General features: G+C 41.6%; 36 protein-coding genes and 2 pseudogenes. 37 read left to right on the top strand and 1 reads right to left on the bottom strand.

The window, feature by feature from the left end; translation table 11 throughout:
• Window positions 1-18: 18 nt before the first annotated feature.
• From MHB78_RS13975 to MHB78_RS13870, 22 genes and pseudogenes are all read left to right on the top strand, one after another.
• The gene (locus MHB78_RS13975; RefSeq protein WP_065894499.1) at window positions 19-240 is read left to right on the top strand and encodes a hypothetical protein; all 222 of its coding nucleotides are present in this window, start codon (window positions 19-21) and stop codon (window positions 238-240) included.
• Window positions 241-1221, top strand: coding sequence for a class 1b ribonucleoside-diphosphate reductase subunit beta (nrdF, locus tag MHB78_RS13970; RefSeq protein ID WP_065894501.1), 981 nt, complete (start codon window positions 241-243; stop codon window positions 1219-1221).
• Window positions 1221-1465, top strand: a pseudogene (locus MHB78_RS13965) (thioredoxin family protein). The gene nrdF and the pseudogene MHB78_RS13965 overlap by 1 nt, the downstream one beginning before the upstream one ends.
• A gap of 5 nt (window positions 1466-1470) precedes the next feature.
• On the top strand, window positions 1471-1827 hold the full coding sequence (locus tag MHB78_RS13960) for an aminoacyl-tRNA hydrolase (protein ID WP_065894503.1): 357 nt from the start codon (window positions 1471-1473) through the stop codon (window positions 1825-1827).
• A gap of 47 nt (window positions 1828-1874) precedes the next feature.
• Window positions 1875-2174 carry a hypothetical protein gene (locus tag MHB78_RS13955; RefSeq protein WP_065894505.1) on the top strand — a complete coding sequence of 100 codons (300 nt, stop codon included), beginning with the start codon at window positions 1875-1877 and terminating at the stop codon, window positions 2172-2174.
• 19 nt (window positions 2175-2193) lie between these two features.
• Window positions 2194-2628 (top strand): hypothetical protein, encoded by a 435-nt coding sequence (locus MHB78_RS13950; protein ID WP_065894514.1) that lies wholly within the window; start codon window positions 2194-2196, stop codon window positions 2626-2628.
• 43 nt (window positions 2629-2671) lie between these two features.
• On the top strand, window positions 2672-3106 hold the full coding sequence (locus MHB78_RS13945) for a dUTP diphosphatase (protein ID WP_065894516.1): 435 nt from the start codon (window positions 2672-2674) through the stop codon (window positions 3104-3106).
• Between the two features lie 110 nt (window positions 3107-3216).
• Window positions 3217-3381 carry a hypothetical protein gene (locus MHB78_RS13940; RefSeq protein ID WP_167543085.1) on the top strand — a complete coding sequence of 55 codons (165 nt, stop codon included), beginning with the start codon at window positions 3217-3219 and terminating at the stop codon, window positions 3379-3381.
• A gap of 42 nt (window positions 3382-3423) precedes the next feature.
• Entirely contained in the window at window positions 3424-3612 is a 189-nt protein-coding gene (locus MHB78_RS13935) for a hypothetical protein (protein WP_046132827.1), read from the top strand.
• Entirely contained in the window at window positions 3605-3913 is a 309-nt protein-coding gene (locus MHB78_RS13930; RefSeq protein WP_046132828.1) for a hypothetical protein, read from the top strand. The genes MHB78_RS13935 and MHB78_RS13930 overlap by 8 nt, the downstream gene beginning before the upstream one ends.
• Window positions 3903-4460 (top strand): hypothetical protein, encoded by a 558-nt coding sequence (locus MHB78_RS13925; RefSeq protein WP_046132829.1) that lies wholly within the window; start codon window positions 3903-3905, stop codon window positions 4458-4460. Before MHB78_RS13930 ends, MHB78_RS13925 begins: the two co-directional genes overlap by 11 nt.
• Before the next feature lies 1 nt (window position 4461).
• A complete protein-coding gene (locus MHB78_RS13920) occupies window positions 4462-5559 on the top strand; it encodes a hypothetical protein (protein WP_046132830.1) in 1098 nt (365 codons plus the stop codon).
• 12 nt (window positions 5560-5571) lie between these two features.
• Window positions 5572-6411 carry a thymidylate synthase gene (gene thyA / locus MHB78_RS13915; RefSeq protein ID WP_046132831.1) on the top strand — a complete coding sequence of 280 codons (840 nt, stop codon included), beginning with the start codon at window positions 5572-5574 and terminating at the stop codon, window positions 6409-6411.
• 188 nt (window positions 6412-6599) lie between these two features.
• Window positions 6600-6965 carry a hypothetical protein gene (locus MHB78_RS13910; RefSeq protein ID WP_046132832.1) on the top strand — a complete coding sequence of 122 codons (366 nt, stop codon included), beginning with the start codon at window positions 6600-6602 and terminating at the stop codon, window positions 6963-6965.
• A 44-nt stretch (window positions 6966-7009) separates the two neighbouring features.
• Window positions 7010-7213 carry a hypothetical protein gene (locus tag MHB78_RS13905; RefSeq protein ID WP_231947454.1) on the top strand — a complete coding sequence of 68 codons (204 nt, stop codon included), beginning with the start codon at window positions 7010-7012 and terminating at the stop codon, window positions 7211-7213.
• Window positions 7201-7683 carry a hypothetical protein gene (locus MHB78_RS13900; protein ID WP_046132833.1) on the top strand — a complete coding sequence of 161 codons (483 nt, stop codon included), beginning with the start codon at window positions 7201-7203 and terminating at the stop codon, window positions 7681-7683. The genes MHB78_RS13905 and MHB78_RS13900 overlap by 13 nt, the downstream gene beginning before the upstream one ends.
• A gap of 14 nt (window positions 7684-7697) precedes the next feature.
• Window positions 7698-7871, top strand: coding sequence for a hypothetical protein (locus tag MHB78_RS13895; protein WP_157759332.1), 174 nt, complete (start codon window positions 7698-7700; stop codon window positions 7869-7871).
• Window positions 7872-8075, top strand: a complete 204-nt coding sequence (locus MHB78_RS13890) for a hypothetical protein (RefSeq protein WP_052948583.1) — start codon at window positions 7872-7874, stop codon at window positions 8073-8075.
• Window positions 8076-8209: 134 nt separating this feature from the next.
• A complete protein-coding gene (locus MHB78_RS13885) occupies window positions 8210-8458 on the top strand; it encodes a hypothetical protein (RefSeq protein ID WP_023856099.1) in 249 nt (82 codons plus the stop codon).
• Window positions 8459-8480: 22 nt separating this feature from the next.
• On the top strand, window positions 8481-8825 hold the full coding sequence (locus MHB78_RS13880) for a hypothetical protein (protein WP_046132834.1): 345 nt from the start codon (window positions 8481-8483) through the stop codon (window positions 8823-8825).
• A gap of 168 nt (window positions 8826-8993) precedes the next feature.
• Window positions 8994-9338: a hypothetical protein gene (locus MHB78_RS13875; protein ID WP_052948584.1), complete on the top strand. Its 345-nt coding sequence runs from the start codon at window positions 8994-8996 to the stop codon at window positions 9336-9338.
• Window positions 9339-10346 carry a hypothetical protein gene (locus MHB78_RS13870; RefSeq protein ID WP_046132835.1) on the top strand — a complete coding sequence of 336 codons (1008 nt, stop codon included), beginning with the start codon at window positions 9339-9341 and terminating at the stop codon, window positions 10344-10346.
• A gap of 329 nt (window positions 10347-10675) precedes the next feature.
• Here MHB78_RS13870 and MHB78_RS13865 read toward each other — a convergent pair whose 3' ends face one another.
• Window positions 10676-10876: an alpha/beta-type small acid-soluble spore protein gene (locus MHB78_RS13865; protein ID WP_046132836.1), complete on the bottom strand. Its 201-nt coding sequence runs from the start codon at window positions 10874-10876 to the stop codon at window positions 10676-10678.
• An 88-nt stretch (window positions 10877-10964) separates the two neighbouring features.
• Here MHB78_RS13865 and MHB78_RS13860 point away from each other — a divergent pair, with 88 nt between their 5' ends.
• The 15 genes and pseudogenes from MHB78_RS13860 to MHB78_RS13790 all read left to right on the top strand — a co-directional run bounded on the left by MHB78_RS13860 (window position 10965) and on the right by MHB78_RS13790 (window position 25649).
• Complete coding sequence (locus MHB78_RS13860) at window positions 10965-11480, top strand: hypothetical protein (RefSeq protein WP_065894518.1); 516 nt, start codon at window positions 10965-10967, stop codon at window positions 11478-11480.
• 28 nt (window positions 11481-11508) lie between these two features.
• Window positions 11509-12336, top strand: coding sequence for a metallophosphoesterase (locus MHB78_RS13855; protein ID WP_046132838.1), 828 nt, complete (start codon window positions 11509-11511; stop codon window positions 12334-12336).
• A 15-nt stretch (window positions 12337-12351) separates the two neighbouring features.
• The gene (locus tag MHB78_RS13850; protein WP_046132839.1) at window positions 12352-12708 is read left to right on the top strand and encodes a hypothetical protein; all 357 of its coding nucleotides are present in this window, start codon (window positions 12352-12354) and stop codon (window positions 12706-12708) included.
• 281 nt (window positions 12709-12989) lie between these two features.
• The gene (locus MHB78_RS13845) at window positions 12990-13439 is read left to right on the top strand and encodes an NADAR family protein (RefSeq protein ID WP_065894743.1); all 450 of its coding nucleotides are present in this window, start codon (window positions 12990-12992) and stop codon (window positions 13437-13439) included.
• A 211-nt stretch (window positions 13440-13650) separates the two neighbouring features.
• The gene (locus tag MHB78_RS13840; protein WP_046132843.1) at window positions 13651-14262 is read left to right on the top strand and encodes a Holliday junction resolvase RecU; all 612 of its coding nucleotides are present in this window, start codon (window positions 13651-13653) and stop codon (window positions 14260-14262) included.
• 208 nt (window positions 14263-14470) lie between these two features.
• A pseudogene (locus tag MHB78_RS13835) lies at window positions 14471-14746 on the top strand (flavoprotein); the annotation flags it as partial.
• Window positions 14747-14871: 125 nt separating this feature from the next.
• Window positions 14872-15912 carry an aspartate-semialdehyde dehydrogenase gene (gene asd, locus MHB78_RS13830; RefSeq protein WP_046132844.1) on the top strand — a complete coding sequence of 347 codons (1041 nt, stop codon included), beginning with the start codon at window positions 14872-14874 and terminating at the stop codon, window positions 15910-15912.
• A 98-nt stretch (window positions 15913-16010) separates the two neighbouring features.
• A complete protein-coding gene (dapG, locus tag MHB78_RS13825) occupies window positions 16011-17225 on the top strand; it encodes an aspartate kinase (protein ID WP_046132845.1) in 1215 nt (404 codons plus the stop codon).
• A gap of 30 nt (window positions 17226-17255) precedes the next feature.
• Complete coding sequence (dapA, locus tag MHB78_RS13820) at window positions 17256-18125, top strand: 4-hydroxy-tetrahydrodipicolinate synthase (RefSeq protein WP_046132846.1); 870 nt, start codon at window positions 17256-17258, stop codon at window positions 18123-18125.
• 146 nt (window positions 18126-18271) lie between these two features.
• Window positions 18272-19936: a ribonuclease J2 gene (rnjB, locus tag MHB78_RS13815; RefSeq protein WP_046132847.1), complete on the top strand. Its 1665-nt coding sequence runs from the start codon at window positions 18272-18274 to the stop codon at window positions 19934-19936.
• Window positions 19937-20039: 103 nt separating this feature from the next.
• Window positions 20040-20786, top strand: a complete 747-nt coding sequence (locus tag MHB78_RS13810; RefSeq protein WP_046132848.1) for a ClpP family protease — start codon at window positions 20040-20042, stop codon at window positions 20784-20786.
• Window positions 20783-20998 (top strand): YlzJ-like family protein, encoded by a 216-nt coding sequence (locus MHB78_RS13805; protein ID WP_046132849.1) that lies wholly within the window; start codon window positions 20783-20785, stop codon window positions 20996-20998. The genes MHB78_RS13810 and MHB78_RS13805 overlap by 4 nt, the downstream gene beginning before the upstream one ends.
• A 119-nt stretch (window positions 20999-21117) precedes the next feature.
• Entirely contained in the window at window positions 21118-23451 is a 2334-nt protein-coding gene (locus MHB78_RS13800) for a DNA translocase FtsK (RefSeq protein WP_046132850.1), read from the top strand.
• 141 nt (window positions 23452-23592) lie between these two features.
• Entirely contained in the window at window positions 23593-24318 is a 726-nt protein-coding gene (locus tag MHB78_RS13795) for a GntR family transcriptional regulator (RefSeq protein ID WP_046132851.1), read from the top strand.
• Window positions 24319-24407: 89 nt separating this feature from the next.
• Window positions 24408-25649 (top strand): MFS transporter, encoded by a 1242-nt coding sequence (locus MHB78_RS13790; protein WP_046132852.1) that lies wholly within the window; start codon window positions 24408-24410, stop codon window positions 25647-25649.
• Window positions 25650-25664 lie beyond the last annotated feature (15 nt).

The following is a 25664-nucleotide window of genomic DNA, read 5'->3' as shown; positions in this document are numbered from 1 at the left end:
AGGAGTTGTGTTAATAATATGTCGCAAACATACGCCTGTTTCTTAAACGGAAAATTCTACGGCGCCGGCAACCTCGAATACATGAATGAGCTGTTTCGCGATTATGTTGTCAATTCCGAAATGTACGGGAAGGGCGAATGTGCATTTAGAATCACATCACAAGAGAAAGCTAGAGAAATCTTAATCAACGAAACAATCAACAATAATTACGAGGCATTAAAGCGAATGGAGGACGAATAATTGACGCAATATACAGCGGCCAACTGGTCGCAACACGAAGACGGATTCACACAAATGTTTTACGAACAGAACGTTAAGCAGTTCTGGCTTCCTGAAGAGATTTCGCTAAATGGCGATCTGCTTACATGGAAATACCTCGGAGACCAAGAAAAGGATACATACATGAAAGTGTTGGCCGGATTAACCTTACTGGACACAGAACAAGGGAATACTGGTATGCCAACAATTGCTGATCATGTCGAAGGACACCAGCGTAAAGCTGTGCTGAATTTCATGGCCATGATGGAAAACGCTGTTCATGCTAAATCATACAGCAATATCTTTCTTACCTTAGCTCCGATGGAAACAATTAATGAAGTCTTCGAATGGGTTAAAAACAATAAGTATCTACAGAAGAAAGCCAGTATTATTGTTTCTATATATAAACAAATTAAAAGTGATGATGAATTGTCTTTGTATAAAGGAATGGTTGCATCTGTATTACTTGAAAGCTTCCTGTTCTATTCAGGATTTTATTATCCATTGTATTTTTATAGTCAGGGGAAGTTAATGAACAGCGGAGAAATCATAAATTTGATAATTCGTGACGAGGCACTACATGGTGTATACACTGGATTGTTGGCTCAGGAAATCTATAATAAACAAACTGAAATCAAGAAAAAAGAATTGTATGAATGGGTTATTAACTTGCTGCTCGATCTATATGAAAACGAGCTTGAGTATACCGAAGATGTTTATGATCAAGTTGGACTTACTCATGATGTGAAAAAGTTTATTCGGTATAACGCAAATAAAGCCTTAAACAATTTAGGATTCGATCATTACTTTGAGGAGGAGGATGTTAACCCAATTGTGTTGAACGGATTAAGCACAAAAACTAAATCGCATGACTTCTTTTCGGGTAAGGGGAATGGATACAAAAAAGCAACTGTAGAAGCCCTTAAGGATGAAGATTTTTATTTTGAGGAGGCATCACTATGATGAAATTAATCAAATTAGAACAGCCATCATGCACCCCTTGTCAATTAGTTTCTAATTATCTAAACGAAAAAGGAATTGAGTATGAAGTAATTGATGTTACAGAACAGCCAGAAGTTGCAGCAGAGTATGGAGTAATGGGGGTACCCGTCACTATCCTGCTAGATGGAGAGGGAACGAAGTAAAACGCAGCATCGGATTTAAGCCAGATGAATTAGATGAACTAATTAAAAATTTGAAGGAGTGATACACATGAGGGATTATCGGATGTATATCTTGGTCAACGAAGATATCAAGATCAGTAAGGGGAAACTGGCTGGGCAAGTGGGACATGCAGTCATGAGTTATGTGTATCATCGAATGATCAAACCGATACAAGAAAGAAAAGAATATGTAAGTTTGGATGAATACATGGCTGAACAAAAGAAAATTATTCTAAAATGTCCACAGTGGAAACTTGAAGAGCTTGAACACGAAGGGGGCTATTTTGTGATTCGAGATAAAGGATATACACAGCTTGAGCCTAACACCTTAACTTGTGTCAACTTTGGCATTCATACTCCTGAAGAGCTCCCTGATTGGGTTAAGGAATTGAAACTGTACACCTAAATTTAAATAAAATGGTAATTTTAATGCGAATTAAAAGGGGTGATGGTATGGAAAATTATGAGGAGATTTATGAATTGTTTTGTAAAGGAATTGTGGAAAATAGCGATGGAACTTTAAACACCGAGCAGGTAAAAAAAGAATTATACGATTATAAAAACCTTTTAAAAAATGCGTCTCAAGTTTATTCTTTCTTTACACAATATTCAAAACCACTGACGGATTCTCAATTTATCATCGATGAAATAAATGCAAAATACATACGTAAAGATCTTTTATTAGATGACATTAAAGAAATGGCCACGAAAGGGGTCATCTCAGTTAAAGAAATTGAAGAATTATTAAATTAAAAGGAGAGTGAGTAATGAAATGAAGTCTAAGCTCACCAAAAATAATTGGGTTTACATAAATAAAAAAGCTAAGGAAGGTAAGTTATTTAGATATCCGATAAAGCATTCGGGAGATCCCGAGTTCGAAGGAGAGTTTGAATTAAGAAAAGAGATTTCAAAAATGTCTAATTCAAATTTCAATATAAGAGATTACGATGACGCAGAGAATGCTATAAGTGATTTAAACTGTGTTTTTGATGAAAAACCTTATGACATACACATGCCATTTGCTGAAGAAACGTGTGATTGGGTAATTGAACTTGAAAATGGTATTAGTTTATGGGTTCAAACTGAAGATGAATACTACGGAGGTGGTGAATATTCAAGTGGAGTTTCATTAGAGGGCTTTATTTTTGATAACTACGATAAGGATGCAATTTTAGAAGCCGCTAAATGGTTATCAAAAGTATTATAACGGTTTGCTAAAATTTATTAATAAATCAAAAGGAGTTTGAAAAATGACACTACATATCAAAATCAAATATGCAGACGAAACACAAACGCGCATTTCAAAAATCGAACAGGGTGATTGGATTGACCTGAGAGCTTCGGAAGATGTATTTATTCCAAAGAATCGCTTTATATTAATTCCTCTCGGAGTAGCGATGGAATTGCCTGAAGGATATGAAGCCCATGTTGTTCCTCGTTCAAGTACATATAAAAACTTCGGTATCATTCAGACAAATTCAATGGGCGTGATTGATGAATCATACAAAGGGGACGATGATTTCTGGTTCTTCCCGGCTTACGCGCTGAGAGATACTGAAATTAAAAAAGGAGATCGGATTTGCCAATTCAGAATTATGAAGAAGATGCCTGCAGTTGAATTGATTGAAGTTGGACATTTAGAAAATGAAAATAGAGGCGGACATGGATCAACTGGCACTAGGTAAATAAAGAACCTTGGCTGTCTTCATGATGTAAAGCATGCTGATGTGGAGTGCAGCCAAGGCCACTTTAATAATATATTCATTATATCTCATTTAATTCAAGGGAGACTTTAATGAAAAAACGGTTGAGAAAAAAGATGTGGAAGAAAGGCAAAACAAAATATGGAACGTTTATGTTTAATCTAGTTGAAAAACTGAACTCTGACGGGTATTTAACCTATCCGAAAGGCAATTATCACCTTGATCGAAAAGGGGATTTATATAGGTTCAAAATTTAAATAAAAGAAGACTTTTATCGCAATTATTGAGGAGATGTTAATGTGCAGGCAAGAGGTTCCAAAGTAAGGTCAATAAACGCCGTAAATTGTTGGACGTTAGCCGAACTCACAGAAGGGAGAGCAAAAAAATTTGAAAAGAAATTAATTAAAAGACACCGAAGGGTTCTTGAGAATAAAGTAGCCAAAGAAGAAATCAAAGACGCGCTTATGGGGCTGAGAAACAATGGATAAAGTGATGGAAATAAAGCAGCATTTAGAAAAGATCGAGAAATTGGAACAAACATTACCTGTTTTTGAAGAATCAGATGAGCTGTACCTTGACGTACTTCATAAAATCCAGGGGGAGTTTGATGAAATTAGCGACTTATCTTTGGCTGCTTGTCTTGAATTAACTGATCGAATTAGGGAAACAGGTTCTTCATCAATTAAAAAGAGAATTGAGAAAATACCAAAGATGGTTAATGAGGCAGTTAAAGAACAAGTTGAGGAACTTAAAGATGAATTAAAAGGAGATAATACGTATGAAAAATAAATTTGTTTTGGGATGCTTAGGAGTTTTAGGTGTTTTTATTCTAATTACTGTGATTGCCGCTGCAGTCATTTGGAATCAAAGGGGAGAAGCTGTTAGTCTTGAAACACAAATTGAGGCTCAGTTAAAGTCAAACGAAAGCAATTATGATGCTATGTGGAAAAAGTTTAAGGAAATGACTCAGGTAACCGATTTACAAGCTGAACAATTTAAAGATGTTTATGCCGATTTGATCTCTGGTAGATATGAAGATAGCAAACTCTTATTTAAGGCTGTTCAAGAGCAAAACCCAAACTTAAATGGAGAAGTTTATACTAAACTTCAAAATGAAATTTCTGCTGGTCGAACTGAGTTTGATCGAAATCAAAAGAAAATTACTGACATGATTGCTGAATATAATCGATTAGTCCAACACAGAGGAATCCTTATGGCAATGCTGACAGAGAGAAAACCTTTAGATACTGACAAATATATTGTGACTTCTGATAAGACCCAAAAAGCATTCGACTCTGGAAAAGCAGATACCGTTGATTTAAAAGGGGATAAATAAAATGACAGGGTGGATTATTCCCCTGTCCCTCTTTCTATTTGGTCTTGTGGGAATAGAGGTTTATTATAAGTGGACAAAAATCAGGACTAGCGTAATTGTTTTGGCGGTTGTCTATTTACTTTTTGTTGCCACTTATGCAATAGACTTTATGGCTCAGACAACAGATGAAGAAATTTGGTCTGGTAAAGTTGTGGATTGGCAGCATAAAGAAGAATGGGATGAATGGATTCCTCCTCATACTACTTGCCATAAGACAAATCATGGTCAATCATGTACCACAACTCCGGGTCACTGGAAACACCATGATGCTGAAAACAAGATCAAAACTACGGATGACGGATGGATATTAGTGAATAGATTGCCTAATGGTAAAGTAATGGATGACAGATATCCAAATACAACTGAGGAACTCAAACAATATTGGAAACCTGGAGATCCAACTGCTTCAGTTCACTATTACACCAATAAGGTTAAAGCGAGCTATTCCTTATTCAAACATAAAGATATTGATTTAGATGATTATCCGAATTTACCTTCGTATCCTAATAAAGTTGATAAAAACTTAGACATAAACAGAATTGTTGGAACCGTTCCAAACAAAGAAGAAGCTAGTCGTAAGCTTTCAGAAGTGAATACATATTTAAATGAGCAAATTCCTGATCCAAATCATAAAGGCCAAAAGATCTCCAGAAAACAAGTGAATATTGTATTTGTTAATCTGGGTGATGTATCAGACATAAATTATGGATTTGCTCTACAAGATAAGTGGCAGAATGGACATAAGAATGATTACATAATTACTTTAAGCATGAAGAAGGATGGTACTGTTAATTGGGTGTATCCGTTCACTTGGTCGGAAGTGGATGAGCTTAACTTAGAGGTTAAAGATTACATAACAAATCAAAAGAAAATCACTGATTTTACAACGGTCGTCGAAGGTGTGGGGAAACTGGTTGATGAGAAATTTGAGAGAAAACAATTTAAGGATTTCAATTATCTTCATGTAGAGCTAAGTACAGTTGCTCAAGTTATTTTATGGCTTATTTGCTTACTTGGACTTATAGGGGATGTATTTTTGAAAAACAAGAGCCAATTATGAGGGAGAGATTTAATGAGTTTTGCGGATACAGTTTTAAAATCAAATTTAAACAAAGTATTATCCGAAGGGAAATCTGATAAAGGACAAAAAATTCGTCCCAAGTGGTCTGATCAAACACCTGCTTATACGTTGAAGTGCTTTGGAGTGTTGAATGAATATGATTTGCAAAAAGAATTTCCTATTGCTACTTTACGGCCAACAGCTTTTAAATCGGGACTGAAAGAAATTCTTTGGATTTATCAAGATCAATCTAACGATGTACAGTTGCTAGAAGAGAAATACGGAGTTAAGTATTGGCGTAGCTGGGCTAATAAAGATGGAAATCTTGGTTTAGCTTATGGAAGACAAATGAAGTATGAACATCAATACAAAGAAGGTTACTTCAATCAGATTGACAGGTTAATTTGGGATCTGAAAAACAACCCATATAGCAGACGAATGATCACCAATTTGTACAATCATCAAGATCTTCATGGAATGACGCTGTATCCATGCGCTTTTCTGACAATGTGGGACTATGATGGCGAGTATTTAAACATGACTCTTATTCAGCGTTCATCCGATTATCTTGTTGCGGGAAACATAAATGTTACTCAGTATGCTTTGTTGCAGCATATGATTGCTCAAGTGTGCGGATATAAGCCAGGAAAGTTTCATCATTACATAAACAATTTACATATTTATGATCGCCATATTGATCAAGCAAAAGAAATTGTTAAGCGTGAACCGTTAGCTGCACCTATACTTATTATGGATGATTCAATAAAGAATTTTTATGATTTCAAGCCTGAACATTTTATGTTGGATGGGTATAATCCTCATGATCAGGTCAAATTAGAAGTGGCAATATAGGAATTATGAGGCAAAAAATTTTTAAAAATAATAGACTTAAACAAATTAAAAGGATATAATGATGATTAATAAGAGGACTTGCCATCTAGTATTTCACGAGGAGATGATTATTTTTATCCATTTTAAACAAATTAAAAGTAAAAACTGAATGAAACTAATATTTTATTTTGATTCAAGGGGGTGATCAGTTGAATTCTGAAGTGAATGATTTACTTAATGACGATTTAGAAACAAAGCAAGCTGAATTGGAAAAGGAGAGCCAGGTTCTTCAAGGGAAGATACTTGAAAAGGAACGTGACATATTAAAACTGGAAACTGAACAAGATAAAGAGCAGCTTGATTTATTGTTTGAAATGAGCAAAGTCCTTCAGCAAATTGAAAATAAGGAATGGGTTAGTGCAACAATAGCTTTTAAGATTATTAGAAGTAATCCAGGTAAATATTCTGATCTATTTAAAATGAAAGATGGTAAAGCCTACATAGTAAATAAAAGATTTAAGGAATTAGATCATGAGTTTTTTATATTAAAGAGTGAGTTAAATGAAATTAAGTAATATAAGCTAATTAAAAATATTAATAAACGAAGAGGGACAGAATTGTGGAGGATCAACAAATACAAGAAATCGCAGACCTACGTTGTGCCGTTGCCGGATTGATTGCGGAAAACGAGCGGTTGAAGAAGGCGCTGAAATCAATCGAATCGAAGTCGGAGCTTCCCGAAGAACCGGTCGATTTAGTTCCGATTACTGAGCTATACGAAATAAATTTACACGCAAAGGAGGCGCTGAGGTGCGTGAAGTAAATTACATCGAACTTGTAACTGAAAATTGCGAGGTACTTAGGATTGATCGGGAGCATATCGGATATTTTTATATGTCGAACATTACACGGTCAATTGCGAGACGTGCATCGAATAGCATAAGCGAAAGTTTATCTGCGGAAGAAATCTTCCTGCAAGTATCATCGAAAGCTAATACAACGGACGCAAACGTATGTACTTGGGAAGGAAACGATACACTGCCGTTTGACCGACTACAGAAACACCACGATATCGTCGCGATAGATGTTATTTTTCAAGACGGCACTAACGAATATATCTACGGAAAGTGGGGGGGAGACTCGGAGTATACTAACGAAAATCAGACCGTTTCAGTTAACGAAAATACTGGCGATTTGTATATTGTGATAAGCGAAAAAGATAACGTCCAGCAACACTTCGCGGATTCATTAGAAGAGGACGAAGAGGACACGTTTTGGGATCTTTATTCTTGAATGGAGGAATTAAAATGAACGTTACAATCGGCCTTTTAGACGACGAAATTGAGAAGATCCTCCGGGATCACTTTGCGCAAAAAGGGTTTAACGTTAAGGGTTCGCAGATATATTCGGACGGCAGCGGCATTGTTCGATTCGATATTCAACTGTATGCGTACGATATTCTCGCGAAGGAGGACGAATAGATGAGCGAAATTAAAAAGCCAGTAATTACGAAGGAGCAGGCGGAGCTATTTGAACAGTTACGAGAAGTGTATACAGACGAGGAGTTGGTCGCAAGGTATATCGATAATGAGCTGGCTTTATTCGACCTTGGGTTTACCGACTTTTTAGCCGCATTAATCAACGGATATGAAGTCGAAAAGACACCTGAGGAGAAGGTGCGGTAGTATTACGAAGAGATTATACGCGATAAACGAGTCGCCTTTGATTACGAAGAGCAACTGAGCTATGAGAATATGTCGCACGCAGTTCATGAAACGTTTAATCTTCTCGGAATCAAAATCGAAGGGGGGAATGCGTGATGAGAATGGTTTATGAATTTTCCGATTTAAAGCGGATTAGTGGCTCTGATCTAGTGTCTTACGATCTTTCCGAATTCAGGCGAATTGTCAACGCTGATTTGAGAAAGTATGGACAGCGCGTCAAATCGATTGATTATAGTTATTACACTTACAGAGGAAACGTGGATATTATGGGAATAGACCACGAGTTTTCCGAAAGGCGTGTTGACGGCGTGTCCGTAGTGGCTGAACCAATTGATAACGATTAAATATACGAAGAAGGTGACGAAAATGACGAAAGACCAGCTCGAAGCTATCCGAAAGCGGGCGGAAGCGGCAACGGAAGGAGAATGGTGCGAAGGATACGATCATTACGTTCTGATCGACAATTTTAAGGGGAGTTACCAAACATTCGGTGTTGCAAGATGCGCGCGAAAAGAGGATACGGAGTTCATCGCACACGCCCGCCAAGACATCCCGGCCTTGCTCGATCACATTGCCGAGCTAAACCAGTTAATTTCAGGTTGTCGTTGCGAAGAATGTGGCGATGAAGTAGGTGTTAATTGGACGGAAATTGGCGGCGCTGTTTATTGCAAATTTTGTGCAGGCGGTGACGAAAATTCCAATAACAGATAAACCAATATCCAAGTAGAATGTGCGTGACTTTCAGACGTACTTAAAGACGGAGCATGAGCGTCTGTACGGAGGAGATGTTGAAAGTATGCAATACCATTCTGGGAGGATAGATGGAGTAAGGAAAACGATTACTATTCTTGAAGTTGATATTGAAGGGGGGAATGTATAATGACAAAAGACGAATTAAATAAAATCCATAAAAGTTGGGAAGAGGCAACAGGAGAGTCATGGGTGTACGTTGAGACTACAGAGGGATGGTATGTACTCGATGAAGACAGTGATCTTATTTGCGGTGAATTTAAGAGCGAACAGGATGCTAGATTTATTGCTTGCGCTCGGAGGGCCATCCCAGAGCTTCTTAATTATATTGAAGAGTTGGAATCTACGATTACGAAAATGTGTCCTATCGCCGACTTTCCCCTTGTAGACTCTCTTCTAGCAGAAAAAGAACTTATACTATCCGAAATGAAAGAGATGCAGGACACCATTAAGGAATTGCGGAGGGATAAATAAATGAAAAGAAAACAGTATGTGCGGATTAAGAAAGCAAGTGGGTCTAGGTACTGGTACACAGATAAGATTGGTGAAGTTTTCGAAGTCGCACGGGAAGACAACGCCGACTATGCGGTATATAACGGAAGTATTGATGGTTGTTTAGTAGCTAAAGAAGACGCCGAACTCATCGTCACAGAAAAGCGTCCGGCCAATAGAAATGATCGAATTTTAATTACGAATGCAGATACGGTACACGGCCTTTATAAGAACGGGGATGAGTTAGTTGTCGATGGACAGTACAAATTCGGAAATGGCGTGTTCGCTTATAAGGAGTACGACGTACATCGATTGGATTGTCACTATGTGACTTATAAAGAATACGAAGTCATCATGGAAAACGTCGATAAACGATACGATACTGCGGTAGAAACAACGAGAGATGCGATCGAAGAATTGCGGCTAGCTGCTTACGCAAAAGGATACGAAGATGCGAGGCGTGAATTAATGGCGCAGGCACCGGTTGAAAAGACCGCACAAGAACGCCGGGATGAAATTGTTGAGCAGGCGAAGGCGGGTATCGAAAACCTTAAAAGAAGAAGTCCTAACGGAAAACTGTGCTATATTCGTGGGAACCTCCTTTGTAACGTAGAGTTCGTTATAAATAAAAAGAAACGTACAATCGTCGCCCTTCTTAAATCGATAAGTTTTGGTGATATTTGCGGGAAAGGAATTGCCAAGGCCGCACCAGACGATTGCTTCAATGAACATATCGGAAAGGCTATCGCTCTCCATCGTGCACTTGGACTCGAAGTACCTGACGAATATTTGAACGCGCCGCAGCCAACTGAGGTTCGTGTGGGGGATGTTGTCGCTTATCGCGGAGTCTATAAAACGATTGATTATGCGACTGTAGTTGCCGATGGTGAACCAACAGGGGACGGAAGAGCTGCGCTTACATCTATTGCTGTCAAACGCGCAAAAATCATCGACGACAGCCGGACGGAGATGGACGAATTATTGACGTAAATAAGTGGAATAACCTCGGAAAATATTTGCGCGAAACTAAGGGCGTTGAGTGCCCTTATTGCGGAAGCAAAGAGAGATTTCCGAAAGGCGAAGTACCTAAATACGTTTACTGCGAAGGGTGTTATCGAAACTACTCATGTGAGGGTGATCGTGATTGACTAACGAAAGAAACTGCGTCCTGGCAAACGGATGCAAAGCGGCCGACAATTTAATTTGCAGCTTATAGACTTGAAGATTTCTTTAGAGATCAAGGCAATGTGCTTTTATGACTGGTATTACTACCCTGAATCAATTAAAAGAATGCAGAGGGGAATCAACCCCTCAGAGAATTAATGAAGCTGCCCACCCATTTGCTGTTGAGCCATTTGGACAAGGCGTTTAGTGATTTCTCCACCAACTGAACCATTTGCTCTTGAAGTAGTCTCAGCACCTAATTGAACACCAAACTCTTGAGCTATTTCAATTTTCATTTGTTCAATAGCTGCCTGAGCATTCGGTATAACTAATTCATTGTTGTTATTACGTGCCATACAAATCATCTCCTGTTGAATATGTAATGGTATTGCACAGTTATTATTTGAATTTGTTTTATTCACTCTTTATGAAAGAAGGGATCTAATGACTAAATATTATAAGGTTGATAAAAATACTGACTTACATAGCGATTTAGAATACGTTTTTTATATCAAGGGGAATTTTCTTAAGGAGATGAACGATGAAATAAGTCAAGTTCTTGGAATAGAAGATGCCTACAATAAGATTGGTTATAGTAGGAGTTCGGAACCTGTTCTGTTTATCGAGAGAACATTCAAAAATGAAGTCGAAGAGAGTGATTTAAAAAAATACCCTGTATGTTCAGGAGACAAAACTTATTATGAGTTCAAGAAAAGGTCAAAGCCTTATAAAGCATTCTTGAAATTTGTTAAAGATCATGATTTGAACAATGTGATCACTCGTCAAAATCTAACAATGGTAATCAGAGTTCTTCATAATTTTAGAGGGCGGATTGAAATCAATTATTATAAAGAAGAATTCTGGATTAAGTCTCATGAAAAGCAGCACTTAGATTACTTACATGAAACCACTGAAGCTGATTACTATGAAATGAGGTTAAACTTAGCGAAAGAGAATTAAACAGCATAAGCAAAGGAAGGAGGATAAAATGAAAATTGACTATGTATCAGATCTCCATATCAATCATTGGATTCCTTGGAATAATAACCAACTTAAATGGGAGAAGCGAACAAGGGAGCTTGTAAAGAGATTGATTTCAAACCGTAATGGAGAGGTATTAATCATAGCTGGAGATTTTACTGAATGGAACCAACAAGCCATTTGGGTCTTAGATGAAGTAGCGAAACAATACGAGAAGGTTTACTTCACACATGGGAATCATGATCTTTATTTACTTAGCAAAAACCAAAAAAGAAAATACTCTGATTCATTGGGAAGGGTGAATGATTTAGTCAAAAAGGCTGGTGACATAAAGAATGTGACTCCGTTAATCAAGTCAATGGATACTTTCAAAGGGAAAGTCTTTGCAGGAGATGTTATGTGGTATTTACCAAAAGGGATTGAAGGATGGGATTTCTTCAAAGGGGTCTCTAATGACTCAAACTACATTAGCATTAATGGTTACAGTAAGGAAGATGGAGTAAGAGCAATGTGGAAAGATTCGATGGATTGGTATGAAACGCTCGAAAAAACTCACATCGATGTGTTTGTTTCTCATGTCCCGCCTGTTCATAATCCTTTTTCTCCATTTGAACCTAATAGCTGCTATATGGTCGATGTACCATTCATTAATGCTAAACATTGGATTTGTGGGCATGAACATTTGCAAACTGAGTTTAATCATGAGGGGACAAGCTTTCACATGAACTGTATTGGGTATCCATACGACTACGATAAGTATCCGAGTGTAAACGAGATACCAGGTAATGAAGTAGATACCTATAAAAAGTTTGAGGTCAAAACCTTTGAGATTTGAAACAGGAGTGGTGGAATGATTCTCAAATGGATAGAAAATAAGGAGAAGAATAAGTTGATGGATGAGTTAAGTACTTTCATCGACAATCTGATGGGTGAAAGAGATTCTTTTGCAGAAAAGCTGAGGAACTTCAACAAAGATGAAGAAATCTCTAAATTATTAAAAGAAAACGAGAATCTTAGAATTAACAGCCTTCATACATTATCTGAAAAAGAAAGAGAGGAAGCGGATGCTTTTAGGGAAGAACATTGGAAAAAATGTAAAGGTAACACATCTTTTCTTTTAACAGGTGCAAGTATTGGTACAAGAGTGGAGGTGATTTGCTCAAAATGTAAAACCCAAAAAGACATTACAGACATTAGTGTGTGGTAAAGAATAATTTATTTCTGTTTTTATAATTGCTATTGCAGCAGGAGTGATTTGGGGAGGACTGTTTCAATGATACATATTGCGATAATTTATTACCTATTAAGCACTTTACTTAAGTTTTGCTTAGTTAGATGGGCAAGCAAAAATGGATGGGGGCATGATAAAGCAAGCTGGGCAGCTATTTTTTTGCCTTTAGTCGGTCTTACATATTTAGCTATAATGTGTGACACAGTTATACAACTGAAGAATTCTAAATAAACTAATTAAAAGGAATGATATATGAATTGGATGTAATTGATGAATTTAAAGGTAAGCATTATTTCTTAAGCAATTTTTATTCAGCTCCAGTAATGTATCAAGGAATCACATATCAAAATAATGAAGCTGCTTTTCAAGCAATGAAAATAACAGACAAATCAATTCACTTGGAGTTTTCAGAGCTTCCCCCTAATTTGGCCAAAAGGAAAGGACGAAGAGTTAAGCTGAGACCAGAATGGGAGGAAGTGAAGGAAACGTTCATGTATGAAATCGTGAAAGCTAAATTTGAACAGAATGCTCACCTCAAAAATAAGCTTTTACAAACCGGAGAATCAATTTTAATCGAAGGTAATACTTGGGGAGACAAGATTTGGGGAGTTTGTGATGGCGTCGGTGAAAACAAACTGGGGAAAATTCTAATGAAGGTAAGAAATGAACTGAAGAGGGGAACAGTTGAAACAGACCAATCAATTTGAATCACTAATAAACAAGATTCAGAGAAAACTAGATACAGCAAAAGAAGCTTTAAAGGAAGATGATTACTCAAGAGCTCACCGAAACCTTATTAATCTTTCAAACGATAATGAGGAGCTTATGTATCAGTGTCGGGTGATGATGAAAAAGGAATGAGGTCTTAATGAGAAAACCAACTTAAACAAATTAAAAATATAATAGGAGAGTGGTTAATTGGCAGCAACCAATCAAGGTAAAGTATTCGAATCAAATGTTGAAAAATCAGCAAAAGATCAAGGTATATTCTTTTACAGAATTAAAGATGTCAATCCCATGTCTTTGAAGAGAGGGGCTGCAGTATCCAAAAATAAGTATGATTGCTTTATTCATTACAAAGGATACTTGTTCCCTGTTGAGATGAAATCGACTAAGAATAAGTCTTTCTCGTTCAGCGAGAAAATTATAAAACCTCAGCAAATCAAATATCTTAAGGAGGCATCTAAATTTGATTATGTAATACCTGGTTTTCTGTTTCAATTTAGAGAGCCGAAAAATAAAGTGTATTTCGTACATATTGATGATTTCCTTACATATAAACATATAGCTGAAAATCAGTTAGAACATACATATAAGAATAAAGTTAACAAATCAAGTTTACCGATCAAGATCTGTGAAGAAATCGGAACTGAAGTCAGATGGATGAAGAAAAAAGTCAACTATACATATTATCTGAACAAGCTCTGTGATGATCTTATTTATAAACATATGTCATGGGACAATTTTTCACCTTCATACTGTTGTGATGATAAGTCATCCGGTGGAGGTTCTGAAAAGCCATGTATCTAAATGATATGACAACCTTGTATACTGACAGCAAAGGGAGAGAAGTTGTACATGAAATAAAAAAGAAAAATTTCATTATTTCTTATATTAAGCAAAAAGATTTAAATGAAAACGATGCCGAGTTTTATAACGAATATGTTAAACTGCTATTGAAATCAATCTTCAATTAGCAGTTCTTTTTTAAAGGTGATCTTTGGGGGTGAGATATAAAACTGACTCTCCGGTTTTAATGGCGGCCAAGGCGACGGTCCGCAATTCCCGCCCCGTCGTCCTCGGCATTTCGACGAACGATGCACTCGGTTTAAACGGAGTGAATCTGATGAGGCTGATGACGACGAAAAACATTTTCTTCATCCCGTTCGGGCAGGATGATCCGTTCAACAAACCGAATTCGCTTGTCGCAAAAATGGATCTTTTGCTGCCGACAGTAGAAGAAGCGCTCTCATACAAACAGATGCAGCCGGTTCTGATCAGCAATTACCAATAATTTTTGAGAAAATGAAGATGTAACAAAAAATATCAATCATCAGGCTTACTTCTATGTTAAAATATAATGTAAAATTGCATAGTCAACCAATCGTCATTAACGATAGGGTGGAAGGAGTTTTACAATTGGGCAGAGGATTACATGTAGCAGTAGTTGGTGCGACAGGCGCTGTAGGACAGCAAATGTTAAAAACGTTAGAAGACAGAAACTTTGAACTGGATAAACTGACTTTATTATCCTCAAAACGTTCAGCAGGTACGAAACTTACATTCAAAGGCGAAGAGCACACTGTACAGGAAGCGGTTCCGGAAAGCTTTGAAGGGGTAAACATCGCATTGTTCAGCGCAGGGGGAAGCGTTTCAAAGGCGCTCGCTCACGAGGCTGTCAAACGCGGTGCGATCGTCATTGACAATACGAGTGCGTTTCGGATGGATGAAAACACTCCTCTCGTCGTGCCCGAGGTCAATGAAGAAGATTTGCATCAGCATAACGGAATCATCGCAAACCCGAACTGTTCAACGATCCAAATGGTTGTAGCGCTTGAGCCTATCCGCAAGGCTTTCGGTTTAAATAAAGTCATCGTGTCAACCTACCAGGCTGTTTCAGGTGCCGGCAATGAAGCTGTAAAAGAGCTGTACGGCCAAACGGAAGCCATCTTAAAAGGCGATTCGTACGAACCGCAGATCATGCCTGTAAAAAGCGATGAAAAGCACTACCAAATCGCATTCAACGCGATTCCTCAAATCGATAAGTTCCAGGAAAACGGCTTTACGTTTGAGGAAATGAAAATGATCAATGAAACGAGAAAAATCATGCATATGCCTGATCTGGAAGTTGCGGCCACTTGCGTCAGACTGCCGATTGCAACTGGGCATTCAGAGTCCGTCTACATCGAGACAGACCGCGATGATGTCACAGCAGAGGATATCAAAAATCTGTTAAAAGAAGCTCCGGGCGTCATTCTTCAGGACGATCCTGCAAATCAGGTATACCCGATGCCGGCTGATGCAGTAGGGAAAAGAGACGTGTTCGTCGGACGCGTCCGCAAAGACCTTGACCGTCCGAACGGATTTCACCTGTGGGTTGTGTCCGACAACCTGCTGAAAGGTGCGGCCTGGAACTCCGTACAAATCGCAGAAAGCCTAAAAGCTTTGGATTTAGTTTAAAATATACTAAGATTTCTTACTGGAGATGCGAGAAGAGAGTGAGGCCCATTCGGCCCCTCTCTTCTGTTGCGTCCGAAATAAACTTGGAGTGAAATACATTGAAAATCATCGTTCAAAAATTTGGTGGAACCTCTGTTAGGGATGACCGCGGCAGAAAGCTTGCCTTGCACCATATACAAGATGCGGTCAATGAAGGATATAAGGTTGTTGTTGTCGTATCGGCAATGGGCCGTAAAGGCGATCCGTATGCGACCGATTCGCTCCTTGATCTCCTTTACGGGGGACAGGAAACGATTACGGAACGGGAGCAGGACTTACTGCTCTCATGCGGTGAAACGATTTCTTCCGTCGTGTTTACAAGCATGCTGCTGGAAAACGGCATTAAAGCCGCTGCATTGACCGGTGCTCAAGCCGGTTTTTTAACCGATAATCAGCACACGAACGCGAGAATCCTCGAAATGAAGCCGGAACGCCTTATCAGCATGCTGGCTGATCATGACGCTGTCGTCGTCGCAGGCTTTCAGGGAGCTACTGCCAAAGGTGATATCACGACGATCGGCCGCGGCGGCAGCGATACATCGGCCGCGGCGCTCGGAGCGGCGCTGGACGCCGAATTTATTGATATTTTCACAGATGTCGAAGGCGTTATGACCGCCGATCCGAGAATCGTAGAAAAGGCAAAGCCGCTTCCTGTGATTACCTATACGGAAATCTGCAATTTGGCTTACCAGGGTGCAAAGGTTATCCACCCGAGGGCTGTGGAAATCGCGATGCAGGCGAAAGTGCCGATTCGCGTGCGCTCGACCTATTCAAAAGAAAAAGGAACGCTTGTGACAAGCCACCATACGTCAAAGGCCGGAAGCGACGTATTTGAACGGCTCATCACAGGCATCGCCCATGTCAAAGATGTAACGCAGTTTAAAGTCCCGGCCAAAGAGGGACAATACATCGTGCAGACAGAAGTGTTTAAAGCGATGGCGAACGCAGACATCAGTGTGGATTTCTTTAATATTACGCCGAGCGAAATTGTATATACGGTCGCCGGAAACATGACAGACCGGGCAGAAAGCATACTGAAGGAATTAGGCTATGAGCCTGCCGTTACAAGAAATTGTGCAAAGGTTTCGGCCGTAGGGGCAGGCATCATGGGCGTGCCTGGCGTCACCTCAAAAATCGTTACCGCTTTATCGGAAAAGGGCATTCCAATCCTTCAGTCGGCAGACAGCCATACGACGATTTGGGTGCTCGTCCACGAGAAAAACATGGCGACTGCCGTGAACGCTCTGCACGAAGTGTTTGAACTATCAAAATAAATGTGATTGAATCATGATGAGGTGAAAAAAATGAATTTCGGAAATATTGCAACCGCAATGGTTACGCCCTTTGACAAAAACGAAAATGTCGATTTTCAAAAATTGTCAAAGCTGATCGATTATTTATTGAAAAACGGAACGGATTCACTTGTCGTCGCCGGAACTACCGGTGAATCGCCGACCTTGTCAGAAGAGGAAAAAGTTGCACTCATCCAATATACCGTCAAGGAAGCGGCAGGCCGCGTGCCCGTGATCGCGGGTACGGGCAGCAACAATACGAAGGCATCGATCAAGCTGACGAAAAAAGCGGAAGAAGCAGGGGCAGACGCGATCATGCTTGTGACGCCGTACTACAACAAACCTTCCCAGGAAGGAATGTACCACCATTTCAGAGCGGTTGCCGAAGAAACATCGCTGCCGGTCATGCTGTATAATGTGCCGGGACGCACGGTTGCATCGCTGGCTCCGGAAACGGCGATCCGCCTGGCGGAAATTCCGAATATCGTCGCGATCAAGGAAGCGAGCGGTGATCTCGAGGCGATCACAAAGATCATCGCTGAAACGCCTGATGATTTTGCTGTGTACTCAGGTGATGACAGTCTGACGCTTCCGGTTCTGTCAGTGGGAGGCAGGGGAATCGTTTCCGTTGCTTCACACATCATCGGACCGGAAATGCAGCAGATGATCAAACATTACATCAATGGGGAGACGAAAGAAGCGGCCTTGATCCATCAGAAGCTTCTGCCGCTGATGAAGGGTCTTTTCGCTGCTCCAAATCCGTCGCCTTTAAAGACCGCTCTTCAGCTGAAAGGTCTTGACGTCGGCTCTGTCCGGCTTCCTTTAGTTCCGCTGAATGAAGATGAGCGTCTCCGTTTAAGCAGCCTGATGAACAGCCTGTAACAACATATACGGACGAAAACGGTCATTCTCTTTTTTGGGTTTGGCCGTTTGTTCTATACATAATGGTTCTTGTTTTCTAAATTTAGATTCAGGTATAATAGGGACAAGTGATGATGGACGGGTACTTAGATTAGGAGGATTACAATTTGAAAAAAAATACAGAAAATATTAGAATCATCGCCTTAGGTGGCGTCGGGGAGATCGGAAAAAACCTTTATGTCATTGAAATCGACTCTGACATATTCGTGGTTGACGCCGGACTCATGCATCCAGAAAATGAAATGCTCGGGATCGATGTGGTTATACCGGACATTTCCTACTTAATTGAACGATCTGACAGAGTAAAGGCGATTTTCCTCACACACGGACACGAAGAAAACATCGGAGGCGTGTTTTACTGCCTGAACAAGCTATCCGTGCCTGTTTACGGAACAAAACTGACACTTGCCCTTTTAAAAGAAACGCTAAAACAATACGGCTCAAATAAAAAAGCCGATTTAAGAGAAATCCACTCCAAATCCGTTATTACATTTGAATCAACGAAAGTATCTTTTTTCAGGACAAACCACAGCATTCCGGATTCGGTAGGCATCAGCTTTAAAACGTCCCTCGGATCCATTGTGTGCACGGGCGATTTTAAATTCGACCAGACGCCTGTTTTAAACCAGACCAGCGACATCGGCGAAATCGCCAAGATCGGCAATTCAGGCGTGCTGTGCCTGCTGTCGGACAGCGCCAACGCCGAAAAACCGGGTTATACTCCTTCTGAAGCAGTCGTCGGAGGCGAAATTTCTGATGTGATGTATAATGCCGAAAACCGTGTGATCGTGGCCGCGTTCGCTTCAAACTTCAACCGGATTCAGCAGGTGATTGACGCTGCTCTGCAAAACGGCAGAAAACTGGCGGTATCAGGGAAAAATATTTCCGCTATTCTGCAGCTGGCGATCAAGCTCGGTTATGTGACCGCTGATGAGGACATGTTCATACCTGTCCAAGACGTCAAAAAGTATCCGAAAAGGGAAGTGGCCATTTTAACGGGAGACAATCACGGTGAACCGCTGGCGGCCTTGACAAGAATCGCAAAACAGGGTCATAAGCAGCTTGACATTGAAGAAGGTGATACCGTATTGATCGCTTCCTCTCCTATACCCGGCCAGGAGCTGATTTATTCCAAAGCCGTCGATCTTTTAACAAGGGCGGGCGCCAACGTCGTATTTGCACAGAAGCGCGTACATGTGTCAGGACACGGCTGCCAGGAAGAGCTGAAGCTCATGCTGAACCTGCTGAAGCCGAAGTATTTAATTCCCGTAAACGGCGAATACAGAATGCAAAAAGCGCACTCAAAGCTTGCCGAAGAAATCGGGATGAAGCGAAGCGACATCTTTTTGGTTGAAAAAGGAGACGTCGTTGAGTTCCGCGGGCAAAACGTAAAAATCGGCGATAAAGTCCAGTCAGGAAATATTCTGATTGACGGCCTCGGCGTCGGAGACATCGGCAACATCGTGCTCAGGGACCGTCGTCTTCTGTCCCAGGATGGAATCTTAATCGTTGTCATCACCCTCGATAAAAAGAAAAAACATCTTGTATCAGGACCCGAAATTATCACGAGAGGTTTTGTCTATGTCAGGGAATCTGAACAACTGATCGTAGAGGCGACAGAGCTTGTCAGAGAAATCGTAAAAGAAAGCACCGAAAACGCCGTCGTCGAATGGTCCGCTTTAAAACAGACCATGCGTGACGCATTAAATCAATTCTTATATGAAAAAACAAAACGAAAACCAATGATCATCCCAATCATCATGGAAGTATAAAACCAAGAGGATTCCCTCTTGGTTTTTTTGTCCCGTCTGCACTGAATGAAAAAACCGCCATTGTCCATAATACAAAAAGAAACTCGAGAAAGAGGTGGGCCAGATGGACTCAAACCGGATGCAAAACGGGGAAGGACAAGGGGAGCAGCCGGCAAAGCAGGACGCTAAGGACAATCTCGTCAACAAAATTCAGCAGCTTGGCGAAACGACGCTTCCTCAAATGGGACAGGATTCAAACATTCACTGCCTGACCATCATCGGACAGATTGAAGGGCATGTACAGCTTCCGCCCCAAAACAAAACGACAAAATATGAACATGTCATTCCACAGATTGTCGCTATCGAGCAAAATCCTAAAATCGAAGGGCTGCTGATCATTTTAAATACCGTAGGCGGAGACGTGGAGGCAGGTCTGGCGATTGCCGAGATGCTTGCTTCTCTTTCAAAACCGACCGTATCGATCGTGCTAGGAGGCGGGCATTCAATCGGTGTTCCGATCGCTGTTTCCTGCGATCACAGCTATATCGCCGAAACGGCTACGATGACGATCCATCCGGTCAGATTGACGGGGCTTGTGATCGGTGTACCGCAAACGTTTGAATACCTTGATAAAATGCAGGAGAGAGTCATAAACTTTGTGACCAGCCATTCAAACATTTCGGAAGAGAAATTTAAAGAGCTGATGTTTTCAAAAGGCAACCTGACAAGGGATATCGGAACGAATGTCGTCGGGAAAGATGCGGTCAAGTACGGGCTGATCGATGAAACAGGCGGAGTCGGTCAGGCGATTCAAAAGCTCAATGAATTGATCGAACAAGAACGCGGCGGGAAGGAAAGGATGATTCAATGATTCTTTATACAACAATGCCGCAGGAAATCGTGTTCGCCGGCCAGGCGGAACAGACAAACCTGAGGCAGATCGACGTCAACGGCGTGCCGCTCCTCGTCGAAATGAACGGGGAAGAAGCGAAAGTGGTTCAGGTCTTAAGCACAAATCCGATGGATTTTTTAAAGCAGGAGACGGCTCCGGGCCAAACGCTCAAACTGACATTTTATAAATAGCTGAAGTGTCGTCAGGATAAATATGCTATAATAGGGGAATCCAGAGGAAAAATCGCAGCCAAAACCGGGCTGCTTTCTCTTTGTTTTTACATTTTTTACATGCAGTAAGGTGATGGAACATGGCAAAAAGAAAAAGAAAATCAAAAAAGAAGCAAAAACAGGTTAAAAGAATTAATCTAAAATATGAACTGTACGGTTTAATCTGTATCGCCATTTCGATTATTACGGTGTTGCAGCTTGGCGTTGCAGGCCAAACGTTCATTTACATGTTCCGTTTTTTCGCAGGCGAGTGGTTCATCCTGTTCGTTCTTTCTCTCTTCCTAACAGGCGTATCGCTGTTTTGGAAGAAAAAAACGCCGAGTTTTTTGACGAGAAGAAAAGCGGGGCTTTATTGCATCGTCGCAAGCATATTGCTTTTATCACACGTCCAGCTGTTTCAGCATTTGACAGACAGGGGGATGATCGAGTCTCCGAGCGTGATCCAAAATACGTGGGAGCTGTTTTTAATGGACGTAAAAGGCGAAACCAAAACCCCTGATCTGGGAGGCGGGATGATCGGGGCGCTCTTGTTTGCGGCATCTTATTTTCTGTTCGCATCAGCAGGCTCGAAAATTATCGCTATTTTTCTGATCCTGATCGGGCTCCTTTTGATCACCGACCGCTCCCTTCAGGAGACGCTGATCAAATGGACGGCTCCTGTTGCCGGGTTCGTGAAGAATCAGTGGCTCGCATTTCTCGATGATATGAAGGATCTGAAACAGCAATCGTCCAAAAAGAAATCCGGAAAAAAACAAAAAACCGAGCGGAAACCAAAACCCGCGGCAGAGCCTGTTCAGGATGCGGCGGAGCAAGATGCGGTAATTCATACGGAGCCGATTATTTCAAGCTTTTCGGACCGTGACGAAAAGCCGGAAATTCAAGCTTATGAAGCGGCCGAACCGGCAGCAAAAACGCCGCCGGAACCCGAAAGCGGTGGGGATGCAGAGGCTGCTCCCGAGATCGCCTTTACAGAGCTTGAAAACAAAGACTATCAGCTGCCGCCGATCAGTTTGCTGGATGATCCGAAGCATACAGGACAGCAGGCTGACAAAAAAAATATTTATGACAATGCACGAAAGCTCGAAAAGACGTTCCAAAGCTTTGGAGTTAAGGCGAAAGTAACCCAGGTTCATCTCGGCCCGGCCGTGACGAAATACGAAGTCTACCCTGATGTCGGCGTCAAGGTAAGCAAGATCGTCAATTTAAGTGATGACTTGGCGCTTGCACTTGCCGCCAAGGATATCCGCATCGAAGCGCCGATACCGGGCAAATCGGCGATCGGAATCGAAGTGCCGAATGCGGAAGTCGCGATGGTTTCCTTAAAAGAGGTGCTCGAATCGAAGCTGAATGACCGCCCTGACGCAAAGCTGATGATCGGCCTCGGCCGGAATATTTCCGGAGAGGCGGTTTTGGCCGAATTAAACAAAATGCCCCATCTCCTTGTCGCAGGTGCGACGGGAAGTGGGAAAAGCGTCTGTGTCAACGGCATTATTACAAGCATATTAATGAGAGCGAAGCCGCATGAGGTCAAAATGATGATGATCGATCCGAAAATGGTCGAGCTTAATGTGTACAACGGCATTCCGCACCTGCTTGCGCCTGTCGTGACAGATCCGAAAAAAGCGTCACAGGCTTTAAAAAAGGTCGTAAATGAGATGGAGCGGCGCTATGAACTGTTTTCTCACACGGGGACGCGGAATATTGAAGGATACAACGACCACATCAAAAAGATGAATGCATCCGAAGAAGCAAAGCAGCCGGAACTTCCGTATATCATCGTCATTGTGGACGAGCTTGCAGACCTGATGATGGTCGCTTCCTCTGATGTCGAAGACTCGATTACAAGGCTGTCGCAAATGGCTCGGGCGGCTGGAATCCACTTGATCATCGCGACGCAGCGTCCTTCCGTCGATGTCATCACAGGGGTCATTAAAGCGAATATTCCGTCAAGGATCGCCTTCAGCGTGTCTTCACAGACCGATTCCAGAACGATTCTTGATATGGGGGGCGCTGAAAAGCTTCTCGGAAGAGGGGACATGCTGTTTCTGCCTGTCGGAGCCAACAAGCCGCTCCGCGTTCAGGGGGCTTTCTTATCAGATGAAGAAGTCGAAAAAGTCGTCGATCATGTCATCACACAGCAAAAAGCCCAATACCAGGAGGAAATGATCCCGGAAGAAACGTCTGAAACGCTCAGCGAAGTGACGGATGATCTCTATGATGAGGCTGTAGCGCTCGTTGTCGGCATGCAGACGGCATCCGTTTCGATGCTGCAAAGGCGGTTCCGCATCGGCTACACGAGGGCGGCCCGGCTTATCGATGCCATGGAAGAACGGGGAGTTGTCGGTCCTTATGAGGGGTCAAAGCCCCGTGAAGTGTTACTGTCAAAAGAGCAATATGAAGAACTCTCTTCCTGATAGAAGAGAGTTCTGTTTGACATAAAATTATTATGTAAATTAAACAAGTGTAAAACGTCTATTTATTTATTTGACAAAACATGATATAGTTATCCTCAATTAAAGATAATTTTAATTTGATCTGTCAGACGGAGGGAAAACATGTCTATACAAGCTGACAATCAACGGTTATGTTTAAAGGTGATTGATCGGATAAAAGAAGATATTCAAAAAGGTATTTACTGCGAAAATGAACAGCTCCCCTCTGAATTCGAGCTGTCAAAGATGCTGGGCGTCACAAGAACGGCTTTGCGGGAAGCGCTCAAAGTGCTGGAGGATGAAAACGTCATCATCAGACGGCACGGCGTCGGTACATTCGTCAACCCGAAACCTTTATTTTTATCAGGCATCGAACAGCTGAACAGCGTGACGAAAATGATTGAACAGGCGAGCATGACCCCGGGAACCATCTTTATGTCTTCACAGGTGACCGACCCGACTGAAGATGATCTGCTTCGTTTTCAAAATGCGGACGAAAGCGGGATATTCTTGCTTGAGCGGGTAAGAACGGCGAACGGTGTACCCGTCGTCTACTGTCTGGATAAAATCCCGATGTCGATTCTGCCGGATGGTTTTTCGCATGAGCAGGAATCGATGTTCGAATGGCTTGAGAACAAGTCTGGAGCGGTGATCAGCTATGCGGTCGCCGATATTGTGCCGATCGGCTTCCACGATACGATATCCCAAATTCTTGAGTGCGATCCGGAGACGGCTTTGCTTCTCTTGAAACAGATTCACTATGACCAGCATGATAAGCCTGTATTGTATTCTTTAAACTATTTCCGGGCTGACAAATTCAGATTCCATGTCGTAAGAAAACGATTTTGATAAAGGCGGGCGCTCAGGAACCGAGCGGCTGTTTTTTTGCCTTACATAAATTCACCCTTTTCTAGCAACAATAACAGATGGAAATACTAATGAATTGGGTGAAAAAGTTGAGCAGAAAAAAAGGCGTTAAAAGCATCATCGCGCTGTCTTCCGTCCCGCTTGTCATGACGCTTGGCAACTCGATGCTGATACCTGTTTTGCCTGTGATTGAAAAAAAATTAGGCATCACATCTTTTCAGGTCTCCTTGATCATTACGGTTTATTCGATCGTGGCGATCCTGTGCATCCCGATCACGGGCTATTTATCCGACCGGTTTGGGAGAAAAAAGGTCATGCTGCCGTGTCTTATCATCGCTGGTGCGGGAGGCGCCGTAGCCGGTGCAGCCTCCTCCTGGTTCAATGAGCCGTACGCGCTGATCTTGGCGGGGCGTGTGCTTCAAGGCATCGGTTCAGCCGGCGCCGCTCCGATCGTAATGCCGTTTATCGGAGATTTGTTTCAAGATGATGAAGAAGTAAGCGCTGGCCTTGGAGATATTGAAACGGCAAATACTGCCGGAAAAGTGTTGAGCCCGATCTTAGGGGCTTTTTTAGCATCCTGGGTTTGGTTTATGCCGTTCTGGTTTATCCCGGTCGTCAGCCTGATCAGCTTTTTTCTCGTGTTGTTTTTAGTTCCAAAGCCAAAGGAGAAAGTCGCAGAGACAAAATCTTTGAAAGAGTTCGCCAAAAACGTAAAGACCATTTTTAAACGGGAAGGCCGCTGGCTCGTTTCCATCTTTATCATTGGCGGGATTATCATGTTTCTGCTGTTTGGGGTGCTCTTTTACCTTTCGGAGAACCTTGAGAAAGCATACAAGATTGACGGGATCGTGAAAGGGGCGCTGCTCAGCATTCCGCTGCTTTTTCTGTCGGTCAGTTCGTATTTAGCCGGAAAGCTGATCGGAAACAACAAAATCAGAATGAAAATCTGTGTGATGGTCGGGATGATCCTGCTTGTTTTGTCTTTTGGCGGGATGTGGTGGAACCACTCTTTTTATCCGCTTTTTTTGTTTATGTCAATCGGAGGCATCGGCATCGGGATGGCCCTGCCCTCGCTTGATGCGCTTATTACGGAAGGGATCGATAAAGAAGAGCGCGGCACGATTTCGTCATTTTACAACAGCATGCGGTTTATCGGAGTTGCCCTCGGGCCGCCGGTTTTTGCGTATATGATGACAAATGCCGCCCGCTTGATTTTCATCGTCTCGCTTTTGTGCAGTTTGGCCGCTTTAACCCTTGTGTTATTTTATATTGATCCGAAAGAAAACGAAAATGAAGCGGCAAAGACGGTGTGACGTGCACCGTCTTTT

The organism is Bacillus sp. FSL K6-0138, assembly GCF_037982765.1.
Lineage (GTDB): Bacteria > Bacillota > Bacilli > Bacillales > Bacillaceae > Bacillus > Bacillus glycinifermentans.
Note: the sequence above shows the minus strand (reverse complement) of the source record. Positions and strands in the feature narration are given on the sequence as shown.

Excerpts from the sequence above, each read along its gene's own strand:
- MHB78_RS13975 (WP_065894499.1), top strand. The coding sequence starts at position 19 with ATGTCGCAAACATACGCCTGTTTCTTAAACGGAAAATTCTACGGCGCC.
- MHB78_RS13960 (WP_065894503.1), top strand. The coding sequence starts at position 1,471 with ATGAGGGATTATCGGATGTATATCTTGGTCAACGAAGATATCAAGATC.
- MHB78_RS13955 (WP_065894505.1), top strand. The coding sequence starts at position 1,875 with ATGGAAAATTATGAGGAGATTTATGAATTGTTTTGTAAAGGAATTGTG.
- MHB78_RS13950 (WP_065894514.1), top strand. The coding sequence starts at position 2,194 with ATGAAGTCTAAGCTCACCAAAAATAATTGGGTTTACATAAATAAAAAA.
- MHB78_RS13945 (WP_065894516.1), top strand. The coding sequence starts at position 2,672 with ATGACACTACATATCAAAATCAAATATGCAGACGAAACACAAACGCGC.
- MHB78_RS13940 (WP_167543085.1), top strand. The coding sequence starts at position 3,217 with ATGAAAAAACGGTTGAGAAAAAAGATGTGGAAGAAAGGCAAAACAAAA.
- MHB78_RS13930 (WP_046132828.1), top strand. The coding sequence starts at position 3,605 with ATGGATAAAGTGATGGAAATAAAGCAGCATTTAGAAAAGATCGAGAAA.
- MHB78_RS13925 (WP_046132829.1), top strand. The coding sequence starts at position 3,903 with ATGAAAAATAAATTTGTTTTGGGATGCTTAGGAGTTTTAGGTGTTTTT.
- MHB78_RS13920 (WP_046132830.1), top strand. The coding sequence starts at position 4,462 with ATGACAGGGTGGATTATTCCCCTGTCCCTCTTTCTATTTGGTCTTGTG.
- thyA (WP_046132831.1), top strand. The coding sequence starts at position 5,572 with ATGAGTTTTGCGGATACAGTTTTAAAATCAAATTTAAACAAAGTATTA.
- MHB78_RS13895 (WP_157759332.1), top strand. The coding sequence starts at position 7,698 with ATGAACGTTACAATCGGCCTTTTAGACGACGAAATTGAGAAGATCCTC.
- MHB78_RS13890 (WP_052948583.1), top strand. The coding sequence starts at position 7,872 with ATGAGCGAAATTAAAAAGCCAGTAATTACGAAGGAGCAGGCGGAGCTA.
- MHB78_RS13885 (WP_023856099.1), top strand. The coding sequence starts at position 8,210 with ATGAGAATGGTTTATGAATTTTCCGATTTAAAGCGGATTAGTGGCTCT.
- MHB78_RS13880 (WP_046132834.1), top strand. The coding sequence starts at position 8,481 with ATGACGAAAGACCAGCTCGAAGCTATCCGAAAGCGGGCGGAAGCGGCA.
- MHB78_RS13875 (WP_052948584.1), top strand. The coding sequence starts at position 8,994 with ATGACAAAAGACGAATTAAATAAAATCCATAAAAGTTGGGAAGAGGCA.
- MHB78_RS13870 (WP_046132835.1), top strand. The coding sequence starts at position 9,339 with ATGAAAAGAAAACAGTATGTGCGGATTAAGAAAGCAAGTGGGTCTAGG.
- MHB78_RS13865 (WP_046132836.1), bottom strand. The coding sequence starts at position 10,876 with ATGGCACGTAATAACAACAATGAATTAGTTATACCGAATGCTCAGGCA.
- MHB78_RS13860 (WP_065894518.1), top strand. The coding sequence starts at position 10,965 with ATGACTAAATATTATAAGGTTGATAAAAATACTGACTTACATAGCGAT.
- MHB78_RS13855 (WP_046132838.1), top strand. The coding sequence starts at position 11,509 with ATGAAAATTGACTATGTATCAGATCTCCATATCAATCATTGGATTCCT.
- MHB78_RS13850 (WP_046132839.1), top strand. The coding sequence starts at position 12,352 with ATGATTCTCAAATGGATAGAAAATAAGGAGAAGAATAAGTTGATGGAT.
- dapA (WP_046132846.1), top strand. The coding sequence starts at position 17,256 with ATGAATTTCGGAAATATTGCAACCGCAATGGTTACGCCCTTTGACAAA.
- MHB78_RS13810 (WP_046132848.1), top strand. The coding sequence starts at position 20,040 with ATGGACTCAAACCGGATGCAAAACGGGGAAGGACAAGGGGAGCAGCCG.
- MHB78_RS13805 (WP_046132849.1), top strand. The coding sequence starts at position 20,783 with ATGATTCTTTATACAACAATGCCGCAGGAAATCGTGTTCGCCGGCCAG.
- MHB78_RS13800 (WP_046132850.1), top strand. The coding sequence starts at position 21,118 with ATGGCAAAAAGAAAAAGAAAATCAAAAAAGAAGCAAAAACAGGTTAAA.
- MHB78_RS13795 (WP_046132851.1), top strand. The coding sequence starts at position 23,593 with ATGTCTATACAAGCTGACAATCAACGGTTATGTTTAAAGGTGATTGAT.
- MHB78_RS13790 (WP_046132852.1), top strand. The coding sequence starts at position 24,408 with ATGAATTGGGTGAAAAAGTTGAGCAGAAAAAAAGGCGTTAAAAGCATC.